We start from the raw sequence: 26,957 nt of genomic DNA, 5'->3' as shown, positions 1-26,957 counted from the left end.
TGCGCCCGCCCATCAAGGCTTTGCGGCCGCCGGGCGGTAAAATCGCAGATCCGTCCGCTGATAATCGGCCTTTTTTGCAGCGGCTTGTGGGGTTATCCGCACGAAAAAACAACAGTTTCTTACCAAAAAGCAGACTAAAAGGTCGGATCAAACGATACGCGCGATCGTTCGATCCATGAACGCAGTAATTTTTGCAGTGCAACAGACATCGACATGGCTTCACCCACGACGAACGAAACACCCTCGCCGCACACACTCAAGCGCGGACTCAAGAGTCGCCACATCCAGTTGATCGCGCTCGGCGGCGCGATCGGCACCGGGCTCTTTCTCGGCGTCGCGCAGACGATCAAGCTCGCCGGGCCATCCGTGCTGCTCGGCTACGCGATCGCCGGGCTGATGGCGTTCTTCATCATGCGTCAGCTCGGCGAGATGATCGTCGACGAGCCGGTCGCCGGTTCCTTCAGCCATTTCGCCGATAAATACTGGGGCCACGCCGCCGGTTTCATCTCCGGCTGGAACTACTGGGCCATTTACATTCTGGTGAGCATGGCGGAGCTGTCGGCCGTGGGCATCTACATGCAGTACTGGTGGCCGGGATTGCCGATGTGGATATCGGCGCTCGCGTGCTTCGTGATCGTCAACGCGATCAATCTGACGAGCGTGAAGTCCTACGGCGAGACGGAGTTCTGGTTCGCGATCGTCAAAGTGGCGGCGATCGTCGGCATGATCCTGTTCGGCGGCTGGCTGCTCGCGTCGGGCAAGGCGGGGCCGGAAGCGAGCGTCGCGAATCTTTGGCGGCTCGGCGGCTTCTTTCCGAACGGCGTGCACGGGCTCGTCATGTCGATGGCCGTCATCATGTTCTCGTTCGGCGGGCTGGAGCTCGTCGGCATTACGGCGGCGGAAGCGGAAGACCCGTCGCGCAGCATTCCGCGCGCGACCAATCAGGTCATCTATCGCATCCTGATTTTTTATGTCGGCGCGCTCGGCGTGCTGCTGTCGCTTTATCCGTGGGACAAGGTCGCGACCGGCGGCAGTCCGTTCGTGCTGATTTTCCGCGAGATGAACAGCACGGTCGTCGCGAACGTGCTCAACGTGATCGTGCTGACGGCCGCGCTCTCCGTGTACAACAGCGGCGTCTATGCGAACAGCCGCATGCTGTACGGCCTCGCGCAGCAAGGCAACGCGCCGCGCGCGCTGCTCAACGTGAGCGGACGCGGCATTCCGCTCGCGGCGCTGGCGGTGTCGGCGCTGGTGACGGCGGCGTGCGTCGTCATCAACTATGTGATTCCGGGGCGCGCGTTCGGCCTCTTGATGGGACTCGCGGTGTCGGCGCTCGTCATCAACTGGGCGATGATCAGCATCATCCATCTCATGTTCCGCCGGCAGAAGCGCGCGAACGCCGAAGCGACCTCGTTTCCGAGCTTTCTGCATCCGTTCACGAACTACGTCGTGCTCGCGTTTCTCGCGGGCATCGTCTGGGTGATGTACGAGATTCCGGATCTGCGCCTGTCCGTGTACCTGATTCCGGTCTGGCTGGCCGTTCTCGGAATCGGCTACTATCTCAAAACTCGGGCCGCGCGCGGAGACTGACGCGGCCGCGCTTGCTGATCTCTCGTCCTGTCTCGTCCTATAAGTCACCATGTTCGAACATATCGATGCTTACCCCGGCGACCCGATCCTGTCGCTGAACGAAAACTTCCAGAAAGATCCGCGCACCAATAAGGTCAACCTGAGCATCGGCATTTACTTTGACGACGAAGGCCGTTTGCCCGTGATGCAGGCCGTGCGCGAGGCGGAACTGTCGATCCTGAAAGACCTCGGCCCGAAACCGTATTTGCCGATGGCCGGTTTCGCGCATTATCGCGACGCCGTGCAGGCGCTCGTGTTCGGCAACGACAGCCCGGCGCGCGCCGATGGCCGCATCGCGAGCGTGCAGACGCTCGGCGGATCGGGCGCGCTGAAGGTCGGCGCGGATTTCATCAAGCGCTACTTTCCGAAGTCGCAAGTGTGGGTGAGCGATCCGACGTGGGAGAACCATCGTTTCATCTTCGAGCGCGCGGGTTTCGAAGTGAACACGTATCCGTATTACGACGAAGCCACCGGCGGACTGCGCTTCGATGCGATGCTCGACGCCATCGACAAGCTGCCCGCGAAGAGCGTCGTGCTGCTGCACGCGTGCTGTCATAACCCGACGGGCGTCGATCTCGATCAGGCGCAATGGGTGAAGATCATCGACGTGCTGCAAAAGCGCGATCTGCTGCCGTTCGTCGATATGGCGTATCAGGGCTTCGGTTCCGGTCTCGACGACGACGCGTTCGCCGTGCGCGAACTCGCGCGCCGTGGCGTGCCGGCGTTCATCGCCAATTCGTTCTCGAAGAATTTCTCGCTGTACGGCGAGCGCTGCGGCGGCCTGCACGTCATTTGCGACGATGCCGCCGAAGCCGATCGCGTGCTCGGCCAGCTGACGAGCGCGGTACGCGCGAACTACAGCAATCCGCCGACGCACGGCGCGAAGATCGTCACGCATGTGCTGAACACGCCCGAACTTAAACAGTCGTGGGAAAAGGAACTCGCGTCGATGTGCCAGCGCATCGCGCGCATGCGTCAGGCGATCCACGACGGACTGAAGGATCACGTTGGCGGCGAGATGCTCACGCGGTATATCAAGCAGCGCGGCATGTTCACGTACACGGGTCTGGTCGCGGATCAGGCCGACCGGCTCAAGGAGGAATTCGGCGTGTACATCCTGCGCTCGGGCCGCATGTGCGTCGCGGGCCTGAACGACAGCAACGTGCAGATCGTCGCCGATGCCATCGGCAAGGTGCTGGCGGCGAAGTAAATCGCTACATCGCGGGACAGGACAGCACTTTCTGCGGCGGAAGGCTGCCCGGTCCCGTATCGACTTTCGTGCCGCGCGGCGGCGTCAGAATGAGCCGCACGGCACTCGTGCCTTCGTTCGCGAGCACGTAGATATCGCCGCTTCCTTCGGGCTGCCAGTACACGCGATACACCTCGCCGTCCTTGTACACATGCAGCGCGCCGTGCCGCACGGCGCCGCCCCGCCAAAAATTCACGCTTTCCCCTTCGCGCAGCGCGATCATGCCGTCCTGCCCGTTCGTGGCGCTTTCGAGCGTGCCGCAGACGGCGTCGTCGGCGCGTGCGTGCGTGCAGACGGCCAGCGCCGCTGCGCATAGAAACATCGTTTTGCGATTCATCGGCTATCGACTCCCGGAAAAAGCGCGTGCGCCGTCCCGCGCTCCTCGCAAGATACGCGCCGACGTTCCTCCGCGCGTGTGCTACTTTGAATGGAAGCAGCATTCGATCATGGAGGGCGACATGACTGTGATCGCGCCGGACGAAAGAGCGGATTTCCTCGCGATTCTCGCGCGCCATCGGCTCGACGAGAGCGATTTTCTGGTGCACGAAGGCGGCGCGTCCGATGTCGTGGACGATGTTTATCCGTTGCAGGGCGTGGTCACCATCACGCGACGTTCCACGTTGAAGGAACGCGAATATCGCATCGGACACGGCACGCAATGGACCGCCGCGTTCGAAAAAGACTTGAACAAGGGCGTGTTCAAATGAACGGGCACGCGCACGCAGTTTTTTCACGCACTTTTTTGAAGCGGAGCAGGCGATGAGACCGACCGAATTCAAATCGTTCAAGGCGCACGTCGCGATGATGCTGCGCGATCTGCCGCGCGGCGTGACGGCCGATCTCAGTGATGTCGCCGTCGCGTACTGGAACGGCACGCAAGTGGTCGGCGCCTATTTGCGCGACAACGGCCGCCTCGACGAAGACTTCGATTTCGACGAAAACGCCTGGGGCGTCTGGCGCGACGATTTCCTCGCGTGGTTCGATGCGCCGCGTTTCTCCGAACGCGCCGATCTGAAGGCCGCGTTCGTCGCAGGCGTCATGCCTCCGAGCGCACACGGCGGGCTCTGGCCGCGGGCGCTGTGATTTAGGCTTCATTCGGCAAGTCATCCGTCAGCACTCCTCGCACGCGCCCGTTCCCCGCCGAACGGCACAGCGATTGCTCCGTTCCTCCACGCGACAGCGTCCGAACCACGACCGCGCGACGGCCGTGTTCCGCCTTTCATCGTCACGGAGGATTCAGCATGGCTGGCAACGGCAGACTCAGTCCGCTCACGTTCTTTGCGGCCATTGTGTTTATCGTCATCGGCGTGTTGCTGGCGGCGGGCGGAGCGTATCTCGTTGCGCTCAAAGGATCGTGGTACTACGTGATCGCGGGTGCGGCCATCCTGCTGACCGGGCTCTTGTTGTTGATCCGGCGGCGCTCCGCATTGCTGCTTTTCGCGCTGTTCCTGTTCGCCTCGACGATCTGGGCCGTCGTCGAAGTGCGTTTCGATTTCTGGCAACTGATGCCGCGCCTGTGGATCTGGCTGCTGCTCGCGATCTGGCTGCTGATTCCCTTCGTGCATCGCGGCGCGTTGTTCGGGCCGCCTTCGACATCGCGCGCCGCGCGCACGCCGCTCGCCGCCGCGATCATCCTCACGCTGCTGCTCGGCGTCGGCACCTGGTTCAATCATCCTCACGACCGGCCGGGGCGCATCGACGTGAACGTCGCCGCCGACGCCAATCAGCCCGATGCCAACGCCGCGACCGGCCGCGCGGCGGGCGACTGGGTCGACTATGGCGGCTCGCCGCTCGCGCAGCGTTACGCGCCGCTCGCCCAGATCACGCCGGATAACGCGCATCGGCTAAAGGTGGCGTGGACGTATCGCACCGGCGACATGCCCGGCCCCGACGATCCGACCGAAACCACCGACGAGAACACGCCGCTCAAGGTCGGCGACACGATTTTCCTGTGCACGCCGCATAGCAAGGCGATCGCGCTCGATGCCGCGAGCGGCAAGGAAAAGTGGCGTTTCGATCCGCGGATTCAGAGTCCGATCGGGTTCAAGCATTGGGAGCACATGACTTGCCGGGGCGTCGCTTATTACGATGCGTCGATGCATCCGATGCCCGCTGCCGCCGCGCCCGAAGCCAGCGCGCCCGCCGAAGCCGATGCGGCCTCCGCGCCTGCCGACGCATCCGCGCCCACGGAAGCGTCCGCGCCCGTGCAGACGCCCGCGCAAACCACGGCGCAGGCCGAATGTCCGCATCGCCTGTTCCTTCCGACCGCCGACGCCCGCCTGATCGCGCTCGACGCGGACACCGGCAAGCCGTGCGCGAGCTTCGGAAAGAACGGTGCAATCGATTTGCGCGCGAATATCGGGCCGTTCACGCCGGGCGGCTATTACTCGACCTCGCCGCCGGCGGTGTTCCGCAATCTCGTGATCGTCGGCGGTCATGTGACCGACAACGAATCGAACAACGAGCCGTCGGGCGTGATCCGCGCGTTCGACGTCAATGACGGCCATCTCGTCTGGAACTGGGATCCAGGCAATCCGGACGCCACCGAACCGATCGCGGCGGGCGGCACTTATGTGCGCAATTCGCCGAACATGTGGTCGATGTTCAGCGTCGACGAAAAGCGCGGCATGATTTTTCTGCCGATGGGCAACCAGACGCCCGATCAGTGGGGCGGCGAGCGCACGCCACAGGCCGAGAAGTTCGGCGCGGGCGTCGTCGCGCTCGATGCCGCGACGGGCAAGCTGCGCTGGAACTATCAGTTCACGCATCACGATCTGTGGGATATGGATGTGGGCGGGCAGCCGACGCTCGTCGATCTGCAGACGGCGCAGGGCACGCAGCCGGCGCTGATCGCATCGACGAAGCAGGGCAGCATCTACGTGCTGAATCGCGAAACCGGCCAGCCGATCGTGCCGATCAGCGAACTCGCCGTGCCGGGCGGCGCGGCGAAAGGCGATCACACCGCGCCGACGCAGGCCGTTTCCGCGCTCAACTTCAACCCGCCGCGCGTGACGGAGGCGGACATGTGGGGCACGACGCCGTTCGATCAGCTTTGGTGCCGCATCAAGTTCAGGAGCCTGCGCTACGACGGGCCGTACACGCCGCCGTCGGAGCAGGGATCGCTCGTGTTTCCGGGTAACTTCGGCGTATTCGACTGGGGCGGGATTTCCGTCGATCCGGTGCGGCAGATTCTGATCGCGAATCCGGACTACATGGCGTTCACGTCGAAGCTGATTCCGCGTGACAAGATTCCCGAGGACAACGGCGAGAAGAAAGGCAGCGAAACGAGCGGCATCAAGCTCGCGCGCGGTACGCCGTTCGGCTTTGAGATCAGCGCGTTTCTTTCACCGCTCGGGATTCCGTGCCAGGCGCCGCCGTGGGGCTACATCGCGGGCGTCGATCTGCGCACGCAGAAGATTGCGTGGATGCACAAGAACGGCACCATCGTCGACAGCGCGCCGCTGCCGATTCCGATGCCGCTCGGCGTGCCGAGCCTCGGCGGGACGATCGTGACGGCGGGCGGCGTCGCGTTCCTGACGGGCACGCTCGATCAATACGTGCGCGCCTACGACGTGCGCGACGGCAAGAAGCTGTGGGAGGCGCGTCTGCCGGCGGGCGGTCAGGCCACGCCGATGAGCTACGCCGATGCAAGCGGCAAGCAATATGTGCTCGTGACGGCGGGCGGTCATGGCTCGCTCGGCACGAAGGCGGGCGATTATGTAATTGCCTATACGTTGCAGTGAATGCGAAAAAAAGCGCGGGAATTTTCTCCCGCGCCTGCACGTTACGTCCGGCGATAAGCCTCGGCCATGAGCGCGCTGACCTTCGCGCGCGCGCTCAGCGCATTGCGGACGGCGGCGACGATGAAGGAAACGAGGGCGATCGGCGTGGCAGCGATGATTCCCATGATGAACTCCGTACTGGGGTAACTAACTAGGTAATAACCCTAGGTTAGCACATTATGACGCATTGCAACAAATATCTTTCGGGGAATTGACCGTACGCAAAGGCGAAACGCTCTGAAGGAGCATCCAGATGAAGACGCACTTTCCGGCTCGTATCGCGGCGATCGGCGCCGTTGTGCTCATCGCGGCGATCGTCGTCGCGTGCAGTGGCGGTTCCGGCGATAGCGCCACTTCGTCTGCGGCGAGCGGCGGCGCGCCGGCGGCGGCATCGAGCCCGTCGGGGGCATCGAGCCCGGCGGGGGCATCGGCGCCTCTGGCTGCGGTGTCGAAAGATGTCGTCACCTGGCACAACGACATCGCGCGCACCGGACAGCAACTCGCGGAAACCGTCCTCACGCCGGCGAACGTCAATCAGCGTACTTTCGGCAAGCTCGCGCTCTTTTCCGTCGATGGCGCCGTCGACGCGCAGCCGCTCTTTCTGGCGGGCGTACCGATCGCGGGCGGCACGCGCAACGTGCTCTACGTCGCGACGGAAAACGCCAGCGTCTACGCTTTCGACGCCGACAGCGGCGCGGTGCTGTGGAAAGTCTCGACGCTCGGCAGCGGCGAGTCGCCGAGCGACGACCACAACTGTCATCAGATCACGCCGACAATCGGTGTCACGGCGACGCCGGTCATCGACCGGACGCGCGGCCCGAATGGCGCGATGTATGTCGTCGGCATGTCGAAGGATGCGTCGGGCGCGTATCACCAGCGCATTCACGCGCTCGATGTCGCGACGGGCGCCGAGCTCTTCAACGGCCCCACCGAAATCCGGGCGACGTATCCGGGCAACGGCGCGGGCAGCCAGAACGGCACGCTGACGTTCGATCCCGGCCAGTACGCCGAGCGCGCGGCGTTGCTGCTGCTGAACGGCGTCGTCTACACGGCGTGGACTTCGCATTGCGACTTCATGCCGTACACCGGCTGGGTCATGGGCTACGACGCCGCGACCCTGCAACAGGCGAGCGTGCTGAACCTCACGCCGAACGGCCAGATGGGCTCGATCTGGATGAGCGGCGCGGGCCTTGCATCGGACGGCCAGGCGATCTTTTTCCTCGACGCCAACGGCACCTTCGATCCGACCCAAAACGCGCAGGAGATGCCGATCAACGGCAACTTCGGCAACGGTTTTTTGCGGCTGGAAACGTCGCCGCTCAGGGTGCAGGACTATTTCGAGCCGTCGAACACGGTGCAGGAGTCGAACGAGGACGAAGATCTCGGTTCCGGCGGCGCGATGGTGCTGCCGGACTTCACCGATGCGGGCGGCACGGTCCGGCATCTGGCGATCGGCGCGGGCAAGAACTCGACGATCTACGTCGTGAACCGCTTCTCGATGGGCAAGTTCGATTCGAATGCGGACCACATCTATCAGGAACTCGTCGGCCAGATTCGCGGGGCGATGTTCGGCGCGCCCGCGTATTTCAACAACACGGTCTATTTCGGCGCGGTCGGCGACAGCATTCGGGCGTTCGCGGTCAGCAACGCGTTGCTTTCGGCGACGTCGACGAGTCAGACGTCGAATGCGTTCGGCTTCCCCGGCGCGACGCCGAGCATTTCCGCGAACGGCACGGCGAACGGCATTCTGTGGGCGGCGGAGAACGGCGCGACAGGCGCGCTGCGCGCCTACGACGCGGCCAATCTCGCGCGCCAGCTCTACAGCAGCAACGACGCCGGCACGCGCGACCAGTTCGGTGCGGGCAACAAGTTCATCACGCCGATGATCGCGAACGGCAAGGTGTATGTCGGCACGAAGAACGGCGTCGCCGTGTTCGGGCTGTTGTCGAAATAGGATCGGCGCGCGAACGCGGCGCCGGGCGTGACGCCGCGAGCGCGCCGCAACCAGCCGAAACGCCGTGGAACGGTCGCGAAGTCATGTTAAGCTCTCGGTTCTTCGCTGGGGAGTAGCCGGCTTTCCTGCACAGGGAAAGCGCTCATGTCAACACGCTCGGTCGTTCAGGCCGTGGCATGAGCAGCCATCAAAGGTTGGCAAGACCATCGACAGAATTCGCGACCGGTCGGGCGCGCGTTCTGTCGTTCCATCTTGCCCGACCAGAGCGCTACTCGATGAATCTCGCCTCCACAATTTTTCTAGCCTTCGCCATGTCCACCGACGCGTTCGCCGCAGCCGTCGGCAAGGGCGCGACCCTGCACAAGCCGCGCATCGCGGAAGCGTTGAAGACCGGCGTGATCTTTGGCGTGATCGAAGCCCTGACGCCGCTCGTCGGCTGGGCGCTCGGCAGGGCGGCCGCGCAGTATGTCACCGCGTGGGATCACTGGATCGCGTTCGGCCTGCTCTTCCTGCTCGGCGCGCGCATGATCCGCGAAGGTTTCAGCAGCGTGAGCCACGAAGCGGAAAAGCCCAATTCGCATTCGTTCTGGGTGTTGGCGCTCACCGGTTTCGCGACCAGCATCGACGCGATGGCGGTCGGCGCGGGCCTCGCGTTCATCGATGTCGATATCTTCTCGACGGCCGCGACCATCGGTTTCGCGACGATGCTGATGGTGACGGTCGGCGTGATGGTCGGCCGGCTCGTCGGCGCGACGATCGGCAAGCGGGCGGAAATCGTCGGCGGGCTGATTCTGATCGGCGTCGGCAGCGTCATTCTGGCCGAACATCTCGGCCATCTCGGCTGAGGATGCGCGCCTTGCCGCCGCGCGGCGTGAGAATCGCGAGCACGGCGGCGACGATGAAAAGCGCGGGCACGTCACCCGCCAGATGACCGAGGTGGCGCCCCGCGCCGCCGAACGACTGCACGGCCATGATCGCGCCGTGCACGACGCTCGACCACACCGTGAACCAGATGAGGCTCAGATGCCTCATCGGCTCGCGCGATGCGATCAGCAGGAAAACGCCGAGCGTCGCGTAGATGCCGACGATCATCATCGCGTATTCCGAATGGCCTTCGTGGCCGGCATCCCACGCCCATCCAGAAGGCCAGAGCAGCATGAGCGGATAGAAGGCGAAGAGCGCGATCAGCCCGACGACGGCGAGCACGATGCGCAGGCAGGCGAGGCGACGGGCGTCGTTCATGGCGGCTCCTTGGCGGCGCGACATGAGCGACAAGATACCGCGAAGCGCACCGCGAAAGCCATCGATGGCGGCAGGCGTTTCCACCAAAAATCGGCGCAAATAAAATAACAACGACTGCCATTAGGCCGATACGATTCATCATTCCACTGCCTTCAACCACAAATCCAGCACGTCATGCCACGTCCGATTTCCGCGCGCATCCATCTCGACGCCATCCGACAGAATCTTCAACTTGTCAAACGCACGGCGCCGTCGTCGCGCGTGTGGTCCGTCATCAAGGCGAATGCTTATGGTCACGGCATCGAGCGCATTTATCCGGCGCTCGCTGAAGCCGACGGCATCGCGCTGCTCGATCTCGATGAAGCCGTCCGCGTGCGCGAGCTCGGCTGGAAAAAGCCGATTCTTTTGCTCGAAGGCGTTTTCGAGCCCGCGGATGTCGAAACGGCGGATCGTCACCGGCTCACGGTCACGGTGCATTGCGACGAGCAGCTTGCGTTGCTGAAGGCGGCGCGGCCGAACGAGCGCATCGACATACAGTTGAAGATGAACTCGGGCATGAACCGGCTCGGCTATCGGCCGGGCGAATTCGTCGAGGCTTGGAAAAGGGCGTCGGATATCGCGGCGATCGGCTCGATCGGCCTGATGAGTCACTTCGCGAACGCCGACGAAGGCGCGATCGACTGGCAGATAGACGAATTCGAAGCGGCCACGCGCGATCTTCCCGGCACGCGCTCGCTGTCGAATTCGGCGGCGGTGCTGTGGCATCCGCGCGCGCATCGCGACTGGGTGCGGCCGGGCACGATCCTCTACGGCGCCTCGCCGACGGGCTGCGCGCGCCACATCGAGCATTTCCCGTTGCGCGCGGCGATGACGCTCGAGAGCCGCATCATCGGCGTGCAGACGCTCGCGGCGGGCGAGACGATCGGCTATGGCCGCACTTTCACCGCGGATCGCGCGATGAAGATCGGCGTGGTCGCATGCGGCTACGCGGACGGCTATCCGCGTCACGCGCCGACGGGCACGCCCGTCATCGTCGATGGCGTGCGTACGCGCATCGTCGGACGCGTGTCGATGGACATGCTCACCGTCGATCTCACGCCGTGTCCGGCTGCGGGCATCGGATCGCCGGTGGAACTGTGGGGCGAACGCGTCCGGGTCGATGAAGTGGCCGAACCGTCCGGCACGATCGGCTACGAGTTGATGTGCGCGCTCGCGCGGCGCGTGCCCGTCGCGATCGACGCGGGCGTTTCGAATCGGGCAGAAGCGCATTCGGCATGACGCTCACGATGACGCGTCTCGAAGGCAGTGCTTACGTTCGAAAATGCGCGATCACATCGGCGAGGATTTCGATGCCTTTGCGGATCTGCTCGACCGGCACGCTCGCATAGCCGAGGATGAGCCCGGCCGTCCGGTTCGACGTGCCGCCGCACGGCGCGACATGAAGCGGCGACACCGGATAGACGCCCACGCCCTTCGCATGCGCGGCGGCGACGAGCGCGGCTTCGTGCGCCGCGTCGATGAAGGGCAGCCACAGCGTGACGTGCAATCCGGCAGCCGTGCCCGTCGCGTGCGCGCGCTTCGGAAGAAGATCGGCGATGGCGTCGAGCAAGGCCGCGCGCCGCCGTTCGTATTCGCGCCGCACGCGCCGCACGTGACGCTCATACGCGCCGCTTTCGATTAGCGCCGCGAGCACGCGCTGATCGATGACGGCCGAATGACGATCCGCGAGCCGCTTCGCCTGACGGAACGCCGGCACGAGATCGTGCGGCAGGATCATGTAGCCGAGCCGCAGATGCGGCGAAAGCGCCTTCGAAAACGTGCCGATGTAGATCACGCGGCCATTCGTATCGATCGATTGCAAGGCGTCGATCGGGCGCTGGCCGTATCGGAACTCGCCGTCGTAATCGTCTTCGATGATCCACGCGTCGTGCCGTTGCGCCCATTCGAGCAATTCGAGACGGCGGCCGATCGGCAGCACGCCGCCCAGCGGAAACTGGTGCGATGGCGTCACGTAGGCGAGCCGCGCGCGTCCATCGGCGGGAAGGCGGCGCGTATCGAGACCGTTTTCGTCGACGGGCACCGGCAGCGCCACGCCGCCCGATGCCTCGAAGCAATGCCGCGCGATCAGATAGCCGGGATCTTCGAATGCGAAGGCGTCGCCGGGATCGAGCAGCAGCCGCGCGCAAAGATCGAGCGCCTGCTGCGTGCCGTTCACGACGACGATCTGATCGCTATCGCAGACGAGCCCGCGCGCGCGGCCGAGATACGCCTGCAACGCGCGCCTGAGCGACGCGTCGCCTTCGGGCGCGACGTAATAGAGGCTGTCCGGTTGATGCAGCAGTTCGGCCTGATACGCGCGTTTCCAGATCAACGAAGGAAAGTCGCGCGCGGACACTGCGCCGTACAGGAAGTTGATGCTGCCTTTCGTCACTTGCGCGAGAACGGGCATCGGCAGTGTAGAAACGCGCCGGCCATAGGCGGAAAGGGCGGGCGCGGTGCGTTCGGCGCGCGCGGGAATCGGCGGCGCGAGCGGCATCGGCGGCGTGGCGACTCGCGCCACGCGTCCCGCCGACGTGACGAGAAAGCCCTCCGCCGCGAGCTGTTCGTACGCTGCCGTGACGGTCGTGCGCGAGACGCCGAGATCGGCCGCCAGCGCGCGCGTAGAAGGTGCGGGAGCGCCGGCGGGCAACGTGCCATCGGCGATCTGGGCGCGCAGCAGATCGTAAATGCGCCGTCCGGTGCCGATGGCGTCTTTCAACTGGACCATGAAAATTGCTCGAAACTGGATCTTCTTATTGTGCCTGTTTCGGGCGATAGTGACGGGGTTCCGCCACTTTCCATCGGGCATCCAGGATGTATATTCCGCCGCATTTCGCCGAGACTCGCCCTGAAGAGCTGCATCGGATCATTCGTGGGCATCCGCTCGGAATGCTGGTGACGCACGACGCCGCCGGTCTCGACGCCAATCACATTCCGTTCGAGTTCGATCCGGCGCAGGGCGAGCATGGCTTGCTGACGGCGCACGTCGCGCGCGCCAACGACGTGTGGCAGCGTTGCCCGGGCGGCACGCCCGTCATGGTGATTTTTCGCGGCGCGGAGGGTTATGTCTCGCCGAACTGGTATCCGAGCAAGCATGAGACGCATCGGCAAGTGCCGACGTGGAACTACGAAGTCGTGCACGCGCACGGCGTGCTCACCGTGCGCGACGACGAGCAGTTCGTGCGCGGTCTCGTCGCGCGTCTGACGCGGCGGCACGAGGCGAACGAGCCGAAGCCGTGGAAGATGGGCGATTCCGAGCGCGAATTCATCGATGGGATGCTGCGGAATATCGTGGGCATCGAAATCGCGGTGACGTCGCTTGTCGGCAAGTCGAAGCTGAGTCAGAACAAGGAAACGCGCGATCGGATCGGTGCGGCGGATGCGCTCGACGCGCGGGGGAAAGGGGAGCTGGCACGGGTGATGGGGCGGGCGGGAGACTAGTTCATGGCTTTTATTGCTTTTCTGATCGCGGCGATCGCTCTCGCCATTACGCCCGGTCCGGGCCTCGCGTATGTCGTGGCTCGCACTGTCGCTGGTGGTCGTTCCGAAGGCATGGCGTCGTGTCTCGGCACGGCGGTGGGCGGTCTCGTCCATGTGGCCGCGGCGGCGCTCGGGCTATCCCTGTTGATCGCGCGCTCGGCGACGCTCTTTAGCGTCGTGAAGTACGTCGGCGCGGCGTATCTGATTTATCTGGGCGTTCGGCTTCTGTTTCGCGAAGGCGAAGCGGGCGGCGTCGCGCCGGTTGCATCGCACGGTGCGCGGCGTGCGTTTCGCGAAGGCGTCCTGGTCGAAGCGCTCAACGTCAAGACGGCGCTGTTTTTCTCGCCTTTCTTCCGCAGTTCGTTTCGCCGGGGCATGCGCTGATTCCGCAACTGGCGATGCTCGGGAGCATTTGCGTCGTGCTTAATACGCTTGTCGACGTGGGCGCGGTGCTCGCCGCTTCGCGTCTGCTGAAGTCGAGCGCCGCACGCGTCGCGCGCGCGAGGATGCTCACGCGGACCTCGGGCGTCGTCATGCTGGCATTGGGTGGATATCTCGCGTTTGCGCGGAGGGCGATCCCGAGTTAGGGAACCGGCCTCACGCGATTATCTGTTCCTCGCATGACCTTCCCTGAAGAGGGCTTCTAATCAATACTGCCGTGACTTTCGACGGCAAGCACACGGCTGCCGCAGGCGGTCAGATGCCCATCCAGCGCGACGCCATTGCCGTTCGTGTCGATCAACATATCGGAACACTGAATGATCGGGTTCGTGCCGTGTTCGGGGCATGTCACCAAGTCGCCCATTCTCGCGGCCCCGCGGCCCTTGATGTCCATCGTGTCGGAGCCCGTGATGATGCGGCCGCCGTGGGTGGTCGCGTCGCCTACGCATGCTATTGAAGTCATTTTCGTTATCGTGCGGTTAGAGGTTTTTCCAGATCGGTTCAGCGCTTGCGCCGGACAATTCGAAGATGAAGAATTTCACCGCGTCGAAATAGTCGGTGAATATGCAAGGATTGAACGAGGCGCCTCGCTCGTCGACGCATACGACCCAGTAACCATCTTCCTCGGACAGGCGCAACTCTCCAAACCCGATATGCGGGTCGTCACCTAAGCGGTAGGAATCACGCCTGATACCGCGAGCGCCAAGTTCAGCGGCGATGGCGTCGAGTAGCCTTTGCTGGTCGATGCCTTGACCAACATGAATCTCGTACGCCTTCTTGAGATGAATATCCATCGATCAACTCCTTTGTTCATCGTCGTCTCAGGAAGGCCCGTAGCTTTTCTTGCTCGACGCTAACGACATGTTCACCCACGGCAAGACCACCGGGCAGACGTGTATCTTACGGACGCTCCGTCCTTCTGGCATGTTTCCATTGTCGAGTCTCTCTAGCGGCCTTCGATGATTCTTCGATTGCGACGATTCGATTCGTCTACCTTGACTTGAATATCCCGATCGGCGGCAACGGCGTTGAGTCCGCCCGTAAGGCCAATCAGGTCCTTCGATATGAATCTGCCCGTCGCCGGATCATCGTACGGATGCCGGTTGTAATGAAGCCCCGTCTGACTTCGCCTGGACACAAACTCCTCGCGCGCAGGCCGCAGTCCCTTATCCAGCAAGCCGTCCAGCTCGACGAGCTCATGCACGAGAGAATTATTTTTGTAGACGCGATTCTAGACGCTCATCGGTAGCCCGAACTATGCGACTCGTCCGATGTGAACTTTCGCCGTTAAGGAGCCAAACCGTTTTCGGCATAAAGGCGCCGGGGACTTTTCGGCGTTTAGGCGCCACAAGTCTTTCGGCGTATAGGCGCCAGTAGATTTTCGCCATAAAGGCGCCACTGGCATCTGAGTCGGGCGCTCGAACTTCGCCAACCGCTACCCTCGTGGCACGCATTTGCTCCGGAGGGTGGCTTGAAGAGGAAGTTCGAGATGTACCAATATCGACAGGTTCTGGTGCGAATGCGCCAGGGTGACTCCGACCGGGATATCGACCGCTCGAAGATCATGGGCCGTAAGAAGCTGGCAGCCGTACGGGAGATCGCAACCGAGCGGGGGTGGCTTTCTCCGGACAACGCTCTGCCGGATGACGCGCAGCTTGCGTCAGCGTTCAGCCGAAGGGAGTTCCTGCCTGCGAGCTGTATCTCGTCGGCCGAGCCGTGGCGCGAGCAGATTGCGCAGTGGCACGACGCGGGCGTGCCCGGCACGACGATTCACAGCGCGCTGGTGCGCAACCACGGCTACGAGGGAAGCTACTCATCCGTCTACAGGCTACTTCAGCAATTGAAGGCAGAGCTCACGCCGGATGTACCGATGCGGCTGGAGTTCAAACCTGCGGAAGCCGCGCAGGTTGATTTCGGCGCAGGTCCGACCATCACGGACGCGCACACGGGCGAGGTCCACAAGACGTGGTTCTTCGTAATGACCTTGTGCTGGTCGCGGCATCAATACGTCGAGTTTGTCCGCGACCAGAGCGTCGACACATGGTTGCTATGTCATCGTCACGCCTTCGAATGGTTCAATGGCGTAGTGGGACGCGTCACCATCGATAACCCCAAGTGTGCCATCGTCAAGGCCTGTATCTACGAACCCGAAGTCCAGCGGGCCTATGCACAATGCGCCGAAGGGTATTCGTTCAAGATCGATCCGTGTCCGCCGAGGGACCCGGCTAAAAAGGGAATTGTCGAATCGGGCGTCAAATACGTGAAGTCGAGCTTCCTTCCTCTTCGCGAATTTCGTGATCTGGACGACGCCAACCGGCAAGCGCAAGCCTGGGTGATGCAAGAGGCCAGCACCCGGACGCATGGCACGACGCGCGAGGTGCCGCTCAAGCGTTTCGAAGACGTTGAACAGGCGCTGTTGCAGCCGCTTCCCGATGTGCCGCCCGAGCTGGCAACCTGGGCGCGCGTGAAGGTTCATCGCGACGCCCATGTGCAATTCGAGCGCGCCTACTATTCCGTGCCGTTCCGGCTTGCCGGTAAAGATCTGTGGCTCAAGGCGACCGCCACCATGGTGCAGCTCTACTACGAGCACGAACTGTCGGCATCGCATGTCCGCCAGACGGCGCCAGGAACGCGTAGCACGGTGGCCGATCACATGCCGCCAGCAGCACAGGCCTGGCAACTGCACGACCCCCAATGGTGCCTGAGAGAAGCGCAGCGTATCGGGCCGTCGTGCTACGCGCTTGTTCAAGCGCTCTTCGGCGATCAGGTTCTCATCAAGCTGCGCGCCGTCCAGGGCGTGCTGCGCTTCGCTCAGCAGTTCGGCGCGTCCCGCTTGGAGGCGGCCTGCCGTCGCGCGAATCACTTCGGCACGCCGAGCTACAAAGCCGTCAAGCTGATCTTGCAGAAAGGCCTCGATCAGACTTGGCTGTCGATCGAACCCGTTGAATCAGGCGCGACCACCTACACCCACGGCGGCCGCTTCTGCCGCGATACCCAGACTCTCCTGATCCATTGAACATGAATCCAATTCCCGAACTCACGTCTTCTCTTAAGCAACTGCGACTGTCCGGCATCCTCGACACGCTCGAAGCACGCAACCGTGAAGCCATCGACCGTAAGCTCGCCTATACCGATTTCCTGACGTTGCTTATCCAGGACGAGATCGCACGGCGCGATCATCGAAAGCTCGACGCCCGCATGCGCCGCGCGAACTTCCGTGGACAGAAGACACTGGAAGGTTTCGACTTCGACCGGCTACCCAATCTTAATCGCGCCGTCGTCCATGATCTTGCGACCTGTCGCTTCATCGATGAGAAGGTCAGCGTGCTAATCGCCGGTCCTTGCGGAACGGGCAAAAGCCATCTGGCGCAGGCACTGGGCCACTCCGCCGCCCGGCAAGGTCACGATGTCCTGTTCATGACCCAGACCCGGCTTCTCGGCGCGCTACGCAACGCGCAAGCCGTCGGCTCCTACGACCGACGCTTCCAGGCGCTTGCCAAGGTGCCGCTGCTCATCATTGACGACTTTGGACTGAAACCCATGCGCACGCCTGAAGACGAAGACTTCCACGATCTGATTGCCGAGAGGTACGAGCGTACGTCGACCGTCTTAACGAGTAATTTGGATTTTACCGAATGGGGCGACGCGTTCGCGACCAACAAAATGCTCGGTGCCGCAACGCTTGATCGTCTGCGACATGCCGCGTACCGCGTCGTGCTCGACGGCGAGAGCTACCGTGTTCCACGCCCGATGCCCGAAAGCAACAAATCAGCACTTGCGAAAGGAGGTAAAAACAAGGATTCTTGATCCCCGTTCGAGCCCCGAATCAGGCGCCCTTCGCTGGCGCCATTACGCCGAAAACACCCGGCTCCTTTACGGCGAAAGGCAACATCCGAGTAACGCTTGCTCGTTACCCGCAGTGGCTGACGGCGGCCGCAGGCCGACCGCAGACGCGGCGGAACTTGGCCGAAGCACACCGATGCGCCACGTTCGCGCAAGTCTTCGCCCATCGCGCCCGAATCCGTCAAGGCCGCGCAGCGCCCGAAGGGCTTGGTCTTGACGGTCATCGGTTCACCACGCTCGTTTTTCGTCGCTCTTGGCGCGCGGATGGCGCAGTTCCGCGAAGCTAGCGAATCTTAAAGCACGTCCACACGATACGGAACGCTTCGTGACCGTTCAGCAGTCGCAGCGCGAGAGCCGCTCTACCAAACCCTACTGGCAGCGAACCGAGCCGCCGTGTTTTCCGTGGCTCAAACTCGCCGGGCGATGGATCGAGCAGGCCGGGTTCGCAGCAGGGCAGCGCGTGAGAATCAATGTTGAACACGGGCGACTCACCATTACCGCCGAGTAGACGCACAAAAGGCCGCGTATGTGGCCCTTTTCCTTACGTAATTAGAGTGTTATCAAGTTCGCGTATAAGTCAACTTGTCTATCATCTTTGATATACACGTGAATATCACGACCAATCACATAGCAGTCACCAATCCGCCGAACCTCTTCAATTGATTTCGGATCCTCGACATCTCCGTATACACCGTCAACATCCAAGCACCATAAGTCATCGAACTTCACCAGGTGCACACCCGTGCAAATCGAGTTCGGCTGATTCCCTTTCCACTGCGCGTTGAATTCCGCAACATCTTTGACGACGATTTTAACGGTGTCCCATCTATCGCCGGGAGCCGAATGGTTCTTCGCGTAAAAAATAGCTTGAGCTGCTGGTGGCTCGCCTACCGGATAAAAGAAACCAAACGACACTACAAGACCATCGTCGAAGTTGTGATAGTCATGCAGCAATTTTTTCAATTCTTCTTCAGACATCTTGGCCTCCTACTGTCCAATAGGTGTCGCCGGTGTCATACCCAGCGGAATTGCCTTCCATTCAGCAGGGACATCGGCTGGTGGAATATGAGGAGCACCGGGACCATGCGCCGCAGCCACACTCGCCGCACTGCCTGGCGGATGAAATAAATGGGCATGGCCAGAGCATGCACATCCACCGTGGTCTTTAAAATCCACTTGCCCAATTAGGTCACCATTGTGATCGTAGACCGAATTCTGCACTGCGACAGTTCCTGTCGCGTTGCTCTTCGTGTAAATCGAATTTGGTGCCGCACCTGTAAGTGGTGGTCTCGCAGTACCTGACGTATGGCGACTACCAGCCGCAGTCAACCCAAGCGGATCGATCCACCCAATCGGGTTGGGCGCATATTGATAAACATTGATCCCACCCGCCAGCCCAATCGGATCCTTGCTGATGAACCGCCCGCTACCCGGATCATAGTACCGATGCCGATTGTAAACAAACCGCCAGGACACGCGCCCCGCGCACGCGGGGCGCTATCCCTTATCTGGCTTGCCTCTACAGCCAGAAGCGCGCTCGCCAACAGAATTTTTTTCCTAGACGTGATTCTAGCCGCTCATCGGTAGACCGAACTATGCGACTTCTCCGAGTAAAGCTTGCTCGTAGGCCGCCGTGGCTGACGGCTAACGGCGGCCGCAGGCCGACGACAGACGGCAGACTCGGCGGAACAGGGCGCTCGCAGACCGACGCTCCACTTTTGCGCAGGCGCATCGCCCGCTACCTCTTTAGCCGCTCGCTTTTGACTTGGATTTGCTTTTGATTTCGCCGCGTGAGCGGCGCTGGTCCCCTTGGGGGTGCCCGCGTGGCCGAAGGCTACGCCGGCGGGGCTGTACACACTCGCGCGTGCGCGCTGACTATGCTTTGTTCGTGCTCAACAGATTTGGCCGCGACGCGGCCACTGGAATATTCTTGTGCGCAGCGCGCACCCGGCAGGGCCGGGGGCGCAAGACATAGCGCGTATTAGCGCATTCTGGCGGGCTGGGCAGTGGCAAGCGTTCCTTGCTGCTAGACCAGCCCGCCAGAATGCGCTAATGCGCCTTTGCGTTATGTTAAATGTGCGCAGCGCATTTACCCCCGGCCCTTCGTGCGCTTCGGCCCGCAGGGCCGCACTTCCTTCTTTGGCTTCACTCACGACACCGCGTCGACGACGCCGGTTCTTCCTTCTCTGGATGCGCCTTTCTCGTTCTTCACTTTTATTCGGCGCATCACTCACGCAGTCCCGTCGATGACGCCGGTTCTTCGTCCTTCACTTTTTACTGCGCGTCCTCGTCCGCCTCGGCATCAATGGCAGCTAAGAGAGAAGCGGTCAGCTTCGCCGGATGCGTGGCCGCGTGAATCTCCTTGAGCTTGCCGATCGCCACCTGCGTGTAAATCTGCGTGCTCGACAGATCCGCGTGACCGAGCAGCGCCTGGATGAACCGCACGTCCGCGCCGTTCTCCAGCATGTGCGTCGCGCACGCATGACGTAACGCGTGACACGCGCCGTTGCCGATGCCCGCCAACTCCATGTACCGCTTCACCAGATCCGTCAACCGATTGCCGCTGTACGCCTCGCCGTAATCCGTCAGAAACAGCGTCCACGCCTCGCGCACCACCAGGTGCGGCCTGACTTCATCCAGATAACGCTGAACCCAGTAACACGCCCGCTCGCCCATCGGGATATACCGGTCGCGCCGTCCCTTGCCCTGGCGAATCATCACCGTGCGTCCTTCCAGATCGATCTCCGATACCGTCAGGTTCATCAGCTCCATGCGACGCATCCCCGTGCTGTACAACACCTCCAGCATCGCCCGGTCGCGCGCACCCGTGTTCCCGCTCACGTCCGGCTGCGCCATCAGCCGCTCCACCTGCACCACCGACAGCACCACGCGCGGCAGCAGCTTCGGCGCACGCGGCAACACCAGCTCCGAGGCCGCGTTGTACTGCACGTACCGCTCGCGTGCCAGCCACTTGCACCACCCGCGCAGCGGCGTGAGCATCGTCTCCTGCGTGCGGATCGACAGCGGCTTGCCATCCTTCTTCCGATACAGGTACAGATACCGTTGATACGCCTCCAGCACCGCCCGCGTGATCTCTTCGGGCTGACTCAGACCGCGCACCTCGCACCATCCAACGAACCGCTCAAGCCGCACCGCGCGGCCTTTTACCGTTTGTTCCGTGCGACCCGTCGCCTCCAGCCATTCCACATACAAGCGCACATAGATCAGCATGACCGACACCGGTCCTTCCACGCGATATTCCTGCGTCACCAGATTGCCCGTCTCCGCGTCCTTGCCCGTCGAAGCAATCGTCAGCTCGCCGTCCGACTGCAACAGCTTGAGCGCATACGCCGCACGGCTCGCGCCTTCCTCTTCGCAGATCGCCAGCACCTTGTGTTTCAGATTCGTCTCGCCCATGTAGAACAGGCTTTGTCCCGTCATCTCGCTGTACTTGATGCGCTCTTCCTCCGGCACGAACGCCAGCACCGCATCCATGAGCGAACTCTTGCCCGCCGCGCTGCTCGATTGAATCACCACCGCCAGCGGCGTATCCAGCTTCCTCGACACCGCCGCCAAGTAGCCAACGAGCTTATTGGTCTCTTCACCCACCACGCCGCACGCCGCGAAGTCCGCCACGATCCGCCCGAGCAAGTCCGGCGCGTTCAGCAGCTCCAGCGCCGCGCGCCGATCCGCCTCGCTCATGTCTTGCGATGACGCGGGCGCGTCCGCCTGCGCCTGCAACAGCTCCAGCTTCAGCAGCACGCGCCCCAGGTCGGCCTTCACCGTTTCCTCTTTGACGCGCAACTCCGCCGCCACGCGCGCGATGTAGTTCGTCCGCGCCTTCGCGTGGTACAGGTCCAGCGTGTCTACATGGAACCATTCGCCGGAACTGGCCAGCACGTTCACCTTCAGCACGCCCGCCGCTTTCGCATCGAATCCGCGCACCCGATAACGCACCGCGCCCAACGCAAACACGATCTCCGCTTCGCTCACCTCACACGCGATCTCCAACGCCGGCGCGGCTGGCTCCACAGCAGCAGGCAGAGAACTGACAGGGTGTAATTTTTCCGACGCCGCTTCAACCGCTTCTTTAGCGGCTAAAGAAGGCGCGGGCTTCACCACTGCGGCCAGATCGGGCGACGCCGCGCGCTCTGGCGCCTTCCCGTTCCCGAGCCATTCCGCAGCGCGAATCAGCGCACCCAGACTCTTCGATGCAGGCGTGACCTTCAGCGCATATTCATTCGCGTCCAGACCGTGCGGCAGCTTCAGCCGATAGCAGCCGAAACCCTCCGCCATCAGCCGCTCCGCGAGCTTCGCCGCGCCCGCATCGCCCGCCGCATCCCGATCGAACGCAATGATCACGCGCTCCACCCCCAACGCCTTGATGAGCGCCAGGTGATCGTCCGTGAATCCCTCCACGCCGAACGCCGCCGTCACGTTCGTATAGCCCGCGCTTCAGAACGTCAACGCATCGATGATCTCGTCCAGCTCGGCGTAATCGCTGTCGTCACGCGTGGTAACACGCGCGCTCAACGTGCCGACGATCTTCGGCCAGGAGTGCTCCTGCATCGGAATCCGGTAGGGGCGGTCGGCAGGAATGGCCCGGAACGTGTTGTGATACGACTTGTCGCGTCCGGCTTCGTGGATCACTTCCGACAGCACCATGCCATGCGGCGCATCGGGCAGCGTCTCGTCGAGCCGCACCACCAGCCCCGGACAGAACGCCGACACCGTGCTCTTGCCGTCAAAACGGATCTGTCCGGACAGCGCTTCTTCGTGCCGCAGTTGCGCTTCGAACTTGGCGGCGTCGGCGTCGAGATGGCGGCTGCCCCACGTATAGGACTGTCCGTAGGTGGTTTTATCGTCGCGCGCGAGATTGACTTGCGCTTCGATCGGCTCCCATGAACGCAGGGGGTTGTAGTCGCGAACGCGGATCGACTGCGCGACGGTCACACTCTGCTGCTGCAACGACAAGACCGCTTCGTGGCCCGTTTCCAGCCCTGAAGTCTCGCGATAGAGCACGTTGGCGCGCAGCGAATAGTCGTATCCATCGATGTCATCGGCGAAGATGACCTGATCGCCGAAATCGCCGGGGCGCGTGTAACAGAACAGCCCCGCCTGACGCATCAACAGATGAATGAACGCCCAGTCCGATAGCTGATGCTGCATGTGAAAGACGAGCTTCGGAAACTTGCGCCGCAGCTTGAACGCGAACTGATGCGTGAGGAAATCGTGATCGCGCAAGATCGTCTCGATGATCTCGGGCACGGTCTTGTTCTGATAGATGCGCGAGCGCTTGGTGATGCGCAAACGCGCAAGCGGCGATTCGACGACGACGCGATACGCGCAGAAGTCGCGCGTCTTGCGAGTTCGTGTGAAGCGCGTGATGTTGCCGTTCCACTCGCGCGGCGTGCCGTCGCCGGGTAACGGCTCGATGCTGAACGTCGCGTTGTGCCCGAGATAGTCGGCGCGCGCCAGTTCCACCTTGGCGGTCAGTTCAATCGTGATGTGATACGGACTGCCTAGCCGTTCGATCGCCTTGACGGAGATGATCGAGAGGCCATCGCTCGGCGGTGCGCCTCGCACCTTGAGATAGTAGTTCTGCCTGCCCGTGATCCAGCGCGCGAGGGCGGTGGATCGCTTTGATTGTGCTTCCATTGCGTGATCCGTGCGAAATCGGGGATGTCAGGCGGAATGCCTGACGATCGGCCGAGAGTTGACACTGACCACGACTTTTAGATGGACATCACAGTGAGCGCAAGGAGACTTATCTGAATAAAAGTAAGGACTCCGTCGACCAAGCGGTCCATCGACCGTCGTTACTCGCTCGACTGCGCAAGCCCACCCCTCACCACCGCGCCTGCGCCGTCCCCGGCGGCGCCGATTCCCTCGCATACCCCGCCGGCGTCCGCGCAAGTTGCGCGCTCGGCCGCACCGCCATCAACGCACCGAATCCCGATTCATACCGCTCCATATACGGCGCGAGATCCGGCTTTGCGATAGCGAACCCGCCGTCCACACGCCCGAGCCCGCGCAACCAATGTCCCGTCTGCGCGAGCGAAACCTCCACATGCCAGCTTCCGCCCTCACGCTGCTGCTTCCACAGCGCCGCCGCCGCGCCGAACGCCATCAAAAATCCGCTCGCCATGTCGAGCATCTGCATCGGCAAGACGCGCGGCTTGCTCTCGCCGGCTGCTTCTCCCTCCGCCGCGTTGAAGCCCATCGCGGTCTGCACGAGCGAATCGAAACCGCGTCGCGCGGCCCACGGTCCCTCGGCGCCATACGCGCTCAACGACGTATAAACGATGCCCGGCCGATGCCGCGCCACTTCATCCGGCCCGAATCCCAGCGACGCGATCCCGCCCGGCCGATACCCCTGCGCGAACACATGCGCGTCATCGATGAGATGCCAGAGCGTCTCGCGATCCGAAGGCGACCGAAGATCGAGCAGCGCCGATCGTTTTCCGCGGCTCGTATCCGCGATAGCCGGAATGTTCGGCAGATGCGGCCCGTTCACGAGCATCACGTCCGCGCCGAACGCGGCGAGCGCGCGCCCGCCGACCGGCCCCGCGAGAATGCGCGTGAAATCGAGCACGCGCAGGCCATCGAGCGGACGCGCATCCGCCGATAAAGAAGGCAACGCAAGCGCGGGCGCATCGCCGATGCGCGTGATCGTCATCAACGGCTGCGCGGCGATAGCCTGGCCCTGCGGCGTCGCATCCCATTCGTCGAACGTCCGCAGCATCGTCACGACGAGACCGCGCTCCGCCGCCGCGTTCTCGTAGTCGCCCGCGCGCCACGAAAGCAGCGCGCGTTCGGCGTCCTCACGCGTCGCGGTGCGCGGATCGAGCCCGAGCAGAAGCAGCGCGCCATCCTGATGATGTTCGAAGTTCGCATGAATCCGCACGTAGCCATCGGCGCATCGATAGAGACCGGAGAAGCGTCCCCATGTCTCCGGCTCCTTGCCGTCCACCGTGAACGCGCCGGTGCATTCGACCGCCGCGTGCGTCATGTCGACGGACACGCGCTGCCGCTCCACGCCGCGCGCGAAACCAAGCTCGCACGCCGCGAGCGCCGCCGCGCCGATGGTCGCCTGCGCCGCCGTGCCGACAGCGAAACTGGAAGGGAAAACCGGATCGCGACCCGGAAGGTCGATGAAAGAAAGCGCATCGTCGGGCAAGCCGGCGATGCGCCATAGGCTGCGCAGCGTATCGAGAGAGGAAGTCATGTCGGGCGCTCCTGAGTCGATGGAGCGCCCATTATCACGCCATATGCGTCATTGACGCCGCGTCGCCAGCTCCGCGCCCTGACGCAGCGCTTCGAGCATGCTGCCTTCATCGGCGATGCCCTTGCCCGCGATATCGAACGCCGTGCCGTGATCGACCGACGTGCGGATCACATCCAGACCGACGGTCACGTTCACGCCCGCTTCGAGACCGAGCACCTTCACCGGACCGTGACCCTGATCGTGATACATCGCGACGACGAGATCGAAGTCGCCACGCCCCGCGCGATAGAACAGCGTATCGGCGGGCAGCGGGCCGGTCACATCGAGGCCGCGTTCCTGCAAGAGCTTCACCGCGGGAATGATCTTTTCCTCTTCCTCGCCGTAACCGAACAGACCGTTCTCGCCCGCGTGCGGATTGATCCCGCACACGCCGATGCGCGGCTTCGCGATGCCCGCCTTCACGAGCGTCGCGTTGCCGCGCTCGATCGTGCGTTGCACGAGACCCGGCTCGATCTTGCGGATCGCATCGATGATGCCGATATGCGTCGTCACGTGAATCACGCGCAATTGCGGCGCGACGAGCATCATCGACACTTCTTCCACGCCCGTCAGATGCGCGAGCATTTCCGTATGGCCCGGAAACTTGTGGCCGCCCGCGTGCAGCGCTTCCTTGTTGAGCGGCGCGGTGCAGATCGCGTCGATCTGATTCGCCTGCGCCAGTTCCACGGCGCGCGCGATGTACTGGTAAGCCGCATCGCCCGCAACGGCCGACAGTTCGCCGAAGGGCAGGTCGTCGGGAATGAGACCGAGGTCGATGCAGTCGATCACGCCCGGCTCGTAGCGCGCTTCGGTCGCGTCCTTGATGCGCCGCACCGTCGCCTTGCCGCCGACGATTTCGTTGGCGCGTTCGAGACGCCGCGCATCGCCGATCACGAGCGGACGGCACTGCTTGTAGACCGCGTCGTGCGCGAGGCTCTTGACGACGACTTCCGGTCCGACGCCGCTTGCGTCGCCCATCGTGATGCCGATTACGGGGAGATAGTTGCTCATGATTTTCGTCTGGTGATGTCTGTTTTCAACGCGCTTCAACGCGCGAGGGGAATATCCGCGCCGCGCAAATGCAGGTACGCGCCGAGCAGCGCGTGCTCGCTGCCGAACGCGCCGGCCTTGGTGACGACCGACGGCCCTTTGCCGTTCGATGGCCGTCCGAGCGCGACGCCCGCTTCGATTTCGCGCACGAGTTCGAGGCTGCCGACGTTCGCGGCGGCGAGCATCGCGCGCGCCGTTTCGCCGCCGGTCGCGATCAGCCCGCCGAGCGCATCGAAATGCGGCGCGACGAGCGCGGCGAGCGCGTTCGACAAGCGGGCGCCCTCGGCGGGATCGAACGCGTCGTCGCGGCCGATTCGCACGATCGCGTCTTCCTTGCCGCGCACCGCGTCGCCGATGCGCGCGCTCCACGTTTGCCATTGCGGATGACGCGCGCCGTCGCGCAACACGGCGGGCGGCACGATCATTTCGCACACGCCGGCTTCGGCGCACAGCAGCGCGCATTGACGTTCGGAGATGGCCGACAGGCTGCCGACGAGCGCGAGAATCGGGCCTTGCGCCGGTTCGATAATGCTCGCCGACTGCGTGGAAGCGTCGGTATCGAAGAGATCGGGCAGCGCGGCGAGTTCGCGGGCGAGTCCGCCGGAGCCGACCCAGAAGAACGGCTCATCGACGGAAGCGCTCACGCGTGCGAGCGATGCGAGATCGTCGCTGGTTTCGGCATCGACGATGATCGCGTCGATGCCATTGCCCGACGCCGCCGCCGACGCGATCATCAGCGCGACTTCCTGCGGCGCGGCGCGGAACGCATCGAGCGGAACATGCGCGGCGCGCAGGCCGACCGCGTCCAGCAACTCGCGCAAGCCGGCATGCTGCCCGGCGTGTTCGAGCTGCCACGTTTCCGTGTCTTCGAGCGGCACGCCGCGCACGAACACGCGCGCATCGCGCACCGTGCGGCCCGTCGCGGGAAACGCGGGCGTGACGATCGCCGGACCGGCGACGCGCGTCAGCGCCGCGACTTCG

Annotated in this window: 25 protein-coding genes, 3 pseudogenes and 1 riboswitch; of the genes and pseudogenes, 13 read left to right on the top strand and 15 right to left on the bottom strand. The window is 63.2% G+C overall.

What is annotated here, in order from left to right:
• Nucleotides 1–213 precede the first annotated feature (213 nt).
• Both BG60_RS16935 and BG60_RS16930 read left to right on the top strand, forming a co-directional pair.
• Entirely contained in the window at nucleotides 214–1,590 is a 1,377-nt protein-coding gene (locus tag BG60_RS16935; protein ID WP_008347403.1) for an amino acid permease, read from the top strand.
• A gap of 49 nt (nucleotides 1,591–1,639) precedes the next feature.
• A complete protein-coding gene (locus BG60_RS16930; RefSeq protein WP_008347404.1) occupies nucleotides 1,640–2,839 on the top strand; it encodes an amino acid aminotransferase in 1,200 nt (399 codons plus the stop codon).
• Nucleotides 2,840–2,843: 4 nt separating this feature from the next.
• On the opposite strand, the gene BG60_RS16925 is transcribed toward BG60_RS16930, so the two are convergent.
• Nucleotides 2,844–3,215 (bottom strand): hypothetical protein, encoded by a 372-nt coding sequence (locus tag BG60_RS16925; protein WP_008347405.1) that lies wholly within the window; start codon nucleotides 3,213–3,215, stop codon nucleotides 2,844–2,846.
• Nucleotides 3,216–3,336: 121 nt separating this feature from the next.
• On the opposite strand from BG60_RS16925, the gene BG60_RS16920 reads away from it, so the two are divergent.
• From BG60_RS16920 to BG60_RS16910, 3 genes are all read left to right on the top strand, one after another.
• Entirely contained in the window at nucleotides 3,337–3,585 is a 249-nt protein-coding gene (locus BG60_RS16920; RefSeq protein WP_034472230.1) for a hypothetical protein, read from the top strand.
• A 52-nt stretch (nucleotides 3,586–3,637) separates the two neighbouring features.
• Nucleotides 3,638–3,961: a hypothetical protein gene (locus BG60_RS16915; protein ID WP_008347409.1), complete on the top strand. Its 324-nt coding sequence runs from the start codon at nucleotides 3,638–3,640 to the stop codon at nucleotides 3,959–3,961.
• A gap of 158 nt (nucleotides 3,962–4,119) precedes the next feature.
• Nucleotides 4,120–6,621, top strand: a complete 2,502-nt coding sequence (locus tag BG60_RS16910; RefSeq protein WP_008347411.1) for a membrane-bound PQQ-dependent dehydrogenase, glucose/quinate/shikimate family — start codon at nucleotides 4,120–4,122, stop codon at nucleotides 6,619–6,621.
• 41 nt (nucleotides 6,622–6,662) lie between these two features.
• Here the strand turns inward: BG60_RS16910 and BG60_RS39965 are convergent, their stop codons facing one another.
• The gene (locus tag BG60_RS39965; RefSeq protein ID WP_268811544.1) at nucleotides 6,663–6,785 is read right to left on the bottom strand and encodes a hypothetical protein; all 123 of its coding nucleotides are present in this window, start codon (nucleotides 6,783–6,785) and stop codon (nucleotides 6,663–6,665) included.
• Between the two features lie 128 nt (nucleotides 6,786–6,913).
• Here BG60_RS39965 and BG60_RS16905 point away from each other — a divergent pair, with 128 nt between their 5' ends.
• Both BG60_RS16905 and mntP read left to right on the top strand, forming a co-directional pair.
• On the top strand, nucleotides 6,914–8,614 hold the full coding sequence (locus BG60_RS16905; protein WP_008347413.1) for an outer membrane protein assembly factor BamB family protein: 1,701 nt from the start codon (nucleotides 6,914–6,916) through the stop codon (nucleotides 8,612–8,614).
• Nucleotides 8,615–8,714: 100 nt separating this feature from the next.
• A riboswitch (yybP-ykoY riboswitch) is annotated at nucleotides 8,715–8,881 on the top strand.
• An 8-nt stretch (nucleotides 8,882–8,889) separates the two neighbouring features.
• The gene (gene mntP, locus BG60_RS16900; RefSeq protein ID WP_008347414.1) at nucleotides 8,890–9,459 is read left to right on the top strand and encodes a manganese efflux pump MntP; all 570 of its coding nucleotides are present in this window, start codon (nucleotides 8,890–8,892) and stop codon (nucleotides 9,457–9,459) included.
• On the opposite strand, the gene BG60_RS16895 is transcribed toward mntP, so the two are convergent.
• The gene (locus tag BG60_RS16895; RefSeq protein WP_008347415.1) at nucleotides 9,425–9,856 is read right to left on the bottom strand and encodes a DUF6632 domain-containing protein; all 432 of its coding nucleotides are present in this window, start codon (nucleotides 9,854–9,856) and stop codon (nucleotides 9,425–9,427) included. The two genes, mntP and BG60_RS16895, sit on opposite strands and share 35 nt — an antisense overlap.
• A 174-nt stretch (nucleotides 9,857–10,030) precedes the next feature.
• Here BG60_RS16895 and alr point away from each other — a divergent pair, with 174 nt between their 5' ends.
• Nucleotides 10,031–11,134, top strand: a complete 1,104-nt coding sequence (alr, locus tag BG60_RS16890; protein ID WP_008347416.1) for an alanine racemase — start codon at nucleotides 10,031–10,033, stop codon at nucleotides 11,132–11,134.
• 31 nt (nucleotides 11,135–11,165) lie between these two features.
• Here the strand turns inward: alr and pdxR are convergent, their stop codons facing one another.
• Entirely contained in the window at nucleotides 11,166–12,623 is a 1,458-nt protein-coding gene (gene pdxR / locus BG60_RS16885) for a MocR-like pyridoxine biosynthesis transcription factor PdxR (RefSeq protein WP_008347417.1), read from the bottom strand.
• An 86-nt stretch (nucleotides 12,624–12,709) separates the two neighbouring features.
• On the opposite strand from pdxR, the gene BG60_RS16880 reads away from it, so the two are divergent.
• Nucleotides 12,710–13,336: an FMN-binding negative transcriptional regulator gene (locus tag BG60_RS16880; RefSeq protein WP_008347418.1), complete on the top strand. Its 627-nt coding sequence runs from the start codon at nucleotides 12,710–12,712 to the stop codon at nucleotides 13,334–13,336.
• 3 nt (nucleotides 13,337–13,339) lie between these two features.
• A pseudogene (locus BG60_RS16875) lies at nucleotides 13,340–13,962 on the top strand (LysE family translocator).
• Between the two features lie 56 nt (nucleotides 13,963–14,018).
• Here the strand turns inward: BG60_RS16875 and BG60_RS16870 are convergent.
• The 3 genes from BG60_RS16870 to BG60_RS16860 all read right to left on the bottom strand — a co-directional run bounded on the left by BG60_RS16870 (nucleotide 14,019) and on the right by BG60_RS16860 (nucleotide 15,020).
• On the bottom strand, nucleotides 14,019–14,279 hold the full coding sequence (locus BG60_RS16870; RefSeq protein ID WP_008347421.1) for a PAAR domain-containing protein: 261 nt from the start codon (nucleotides 14,277–14,279) through the stop codon (nucleotides 14,019–14,021).
• Nucleotides 14,280–14,295: 16 nt separating this feature from the next.
• Nucleotides 14,296–14,610 (bottom strand): hypothetical protein, encoded by a 315-nt coding sequence (locus BG60_RS16865; protein WP_008347423.1) that lies wholly within the window; start codon nucleotides 14,608–14,610, stop codon nucleotides 14,296–14,298.
• A 152-nt stretch (nucleotides 14,611–14,762) separates the two neighbouring features.
• A complete protein-coding gene (locus tag BG60_RS16860; protein WP_008347424.1) occupies nucleotides 14,763–15,020 on the bottom strand; it encodes an RHS repeat-associated core domain-containing protein in 258 nt (85 codons plus the stop codon).
• Nucleotides 15,021–15,305: 285 nt separating this feature from the next.
• Between BG60_RS16860 and istA the strand changes: the two genes are divergently transcribed.
• From istA to BG60_RS36925, 3 genes are all read left to right on the top strand, one after another.
• Nucleotides 15,306–16,832 carry an IS21 family transposase gene (istA, locus tag BG60_RS16855; RefSeq protein WP_034472199.1) on the top strand — a complete coding sequence of 509 codons (1,527 nt, stop codon included), beginning with the start codon at nucleotides 15,306–15,308 and terminating at the stop codon, nucleotides 16,830–16,832.
• A 2-nt stretch (nucleotides 16,833–16,834) separates the two neighbouring features.
• Nucleotides 16,835–17,623 carry an IS21-like element helper ATPase IstB gene (istB, locus tag BG60_RS16850; RefSeq protein WP_034472196.1) on the top strand — a complete coding sequence of 263 codons (789 nt, stop codon included), beginning with the start codon at nucleotides 16,835–16,837 and terminating at the stop codon, nucleotides 17,621–17,623.
• A 361-nt stretch (nucleotides 17,624–17,984) separates the two neighbouring features.
• The gene (locus tag BG60_RS36925) at nucleotides 17,985–18,167 is read left to right on the top strand and encodes a SymE family type I addiction module toxin (protein ID WP_235366161.1); all 183 of its coding nucleotides are present in this window, start codon (nucleotides 17,985–17,987) and stop codon (nucleotides 18,165–18,167) included.
• Nucleotides 18,168–18,208: 41 nt separating this feature from the next.
• Here the strand turns inward: BG60_RS36925 and BG60_RS16845 are convergent, their stop codons facing one another.
• The 8 genes and pseudogenes from BG60_RS16845 to BG60_RS16815 form a co-directional block, all read right to left on the bottom strand.
• On the bottom strand, nucleotides 18,209–18,637 hold the full coding sequence (locus BG60_RS16845) for a hypothetical protein (protein WP_008347430.1): 429 nt from the start codon (nucleotides 18,635–18,637) through the stop codon (nucleotides 18,209–18,211).
• 348 nt (nucleotides 18,638–18,985) lie between these two features.
• Nucleotides 18,986–19,117: pseudogene (locus BG60_RS40140) on the bottom strand (RHS repeat-associated core domain-containing protein); the annotation flags it as partial.
• Nucleotides 19,118–19,933: 816 nt separating this feature from the next.
• The gene (gene xerC / locus BG60_RS38245) at nucleotides 19,934–21,421 is read right to left on the bottom strand and encodes a site-specific tyrosine recombinase XerC (RefSeq protein WP_338152082.1); all 1,488 of its coding nucleotides are present in this window, start codon (nucleotides 21,419–21,421) and stop codon (nucleotides 19,934–19,936) included.
• 474 nt (nucleotides 21,422–21,895) lie between these two features.
• A pseudogene (locus tag BG60_RS40065) lies at nucleotides 21,896–22,099 on the bottom strand (toprim domain-containing protein); the annotation flags it as partial.
• Between the two features lie 15 nt (nucleotides 22,100–22,114).
• Complete coding sequence (locus BG60_RS39545; RefSeq protein WP_051996536.1) at nucleotides 22,115–23,317, bottom strand: type VI secretion system Vgr family protein; 1,203 nt, start codon at nucleotides 23,315–23,317, stop codon at nucleotides 22,115–22,117.
• Nucleotides 23,318–23,507: 190 nt separating this feature from the next.
• Nucleotides 23,508–24,887: a CoA transferase gene (locus tag BG60_RS16825; RefSeq protein ID WP_008347437.1), complete on the bottom strand. Its 1,380-nt coding sequence runs from the start codon at nucleotides 24,885–24,887 to the stop codon at nucleotides 23,508–23,510.
• Nucleotides 24,888–24,935: 48 nt separating this feature from the next.
• A complete protein-coding gene (gene pdxA / locus BG60_RS16820) occupies nucleotides 24,936–25,937 on the bottom strand; it encodes a 4-hydroxythreonine-4-phosphate dehydrogenase PdxA (protein ID WP_008347439.1) in 1,002 nt (333 codons plus the stop codon).
• 35 nt (nucleotides 25,938–25,972) lie between these two features.
• The coding region (locus tag BG60_RS16815) for a four-carbon acid sugar kinase family protein (protein ID WP_034472193.1) at nucleotides 25,973–26,957 on the bottom strand (985 nt) is incomplete at its 5' end.

It is taken from the genome of Caballeronia zhejiangensis (genome assembly GCF_000698575.1).
Classification (GTDB): Bacteria; Pseudomonadota; Gammaproteobacteria; order Burkholderiales; family Burkholderiaceae; genus Caballeronia; species Caballeronia zhejiangensis.
This window is presented reverse-complemented; position numbering and strand designations above follow the sequence as displayed.

Bases quoted from the DNA above. Each gene is read 5' to 3' on its own strand.
- BG60_RS16935 (WP_008347403.1), top strand. From the start codon at position 214: ATGGCTTCACCCACGACGAACGAAACACCCTCGCCGCACACACTCAAG.
- BG60_RS16930 (WP_008347404.1), top strand. From the start codon at position 1,640: ATGTTCGAACATATCGATGCTTACCCCGGCGACCCGATCCTGTCGCTG.
- BG60_RS16925 (WP_008347405.1), bottom strand. From the start codon at position 3,215: ATGAATCGCAAAACGATGTTTCTATGCGCAGCGGCGCTGGCCGTCTGC.
- BG60_RS16920 (WP_034472230.1), top strand. From the start codon at position 3,337: ATGACTGTGATCGCGCCGGACGAAAGAGCGGATTTCCTCGCGATTCTC.
- BG60_RS16915 (WP_008347409.1), top strand. From the start codon at position 3,638: ATGAGACCGACCGAATTCAAATCGTTCAAGGCGCACGTCGCGATGATG.
- BG60_RS16910 (WP_008347411.1), top strand. From the start codon at position 4,120: ATGGCTGGCAACGGCAGACTCAGTCCGCTCACGTTCTTTGCGGCCATT.
- BG60_RS39965 (WP_268811544.1), bottom strand. From the start codon at position 6,785: ATGGGAATCATCGCTGCCACGCCGATCGCCCTCGTTTCCTTCATCGTC.
- BG60_RS16905 (WP_008347413.1), top strand. From the start codon at position 6,914: ATGAAGACGCACTTTCCGGCTCGTATCGCGGCGATCGGCGCCGTTGTG.
- mntP (WP_008347414.1), top strand. From the start codon at position 8,890: ATGAATCTCGCCTCCACAATTTTTCTAGCCTTCGCCATGTCCACCGAC.
- BG60_RS16895 (WP_008347415.1), bottom strand. From the start codon at position 9,856: ATGAACGACGCCCGTCGCCTCGCCTGCCTGCGCATCGTGCTCGCCGTC.
- alr (WP_008347416.1), top strand. From the start codon at position 10,031: ATGCCACGTCCGATTTCCGCGCGCATCCATCTCGACGCCATCCGACAG.
- pdxR (WP_008347417.1), bottom strand. From the start codon at position 12,623: ATGGTCCAGTTGAAAGACGCCATCGGCACCGGACGGCGCATTTACGAT.
- BG60_RS16880 (WP_008347418.1), top strand. From the start codon at position 12,710: ATGTATATTCCGCCGCATTTCGCCGAGACTCGCCCTGAAGAGCTGCAT.
- BG60_RS16870 (WP_008347421.1), bottom strand. From the start codon at position 14,279: ATGACTTCAATAGCATGCGTAGGCGACGCGACCACCCACGGCGGCCGC.
- BG60_RS16865 (WP_008347423.1), bottom strand. From the start codon at position 14,610: ATGGATATTCATCTCAAGAAGGCGTACGAGATTCATGTTGGTCAAGGC.
- istA (WP_034472199.1), top strand. From the start codon at position 15,306: ATGTACCAATATCGACAGGTTCTGGTGCGAATGCGCCAGGGTGACTCC.
- istB (WP_034472196.1), top strand. From the start codon at position 16,835: ATGAATCCAATTCCCGAACTCACGTCTTCTCTTAAGCAACTGCGACTG.
- BG60_RS16845 (WP_008347430.1), bottom strand. From the start codon at position 18,637: ATGTCTGAAGAAGAATTGAAAAAATTGCTGCATGACTATCACAACTTC.
- BG60_RS39545 (WP_051996536.1), bottom strand. From the start codon at position 23,317: ATGGAAGCACAATCAAAGCGATCCACCGCCCTCGCGCGCTGGATCACG.
- BG60_RS16825 (WP_008347437.1), bottom strand. From the start codon at position 24,887: ATGACTTCCTCTCTCGATACGCTGCGCAGCCTATGGCGCATCGCCGGC.
- pdxA (WP_008347439.1), bottom strand. From the start codon at position 25,937: ATGAGCAACTATCTCCCCGTAATCGGCATCACGATGGGCGACGCAAGC.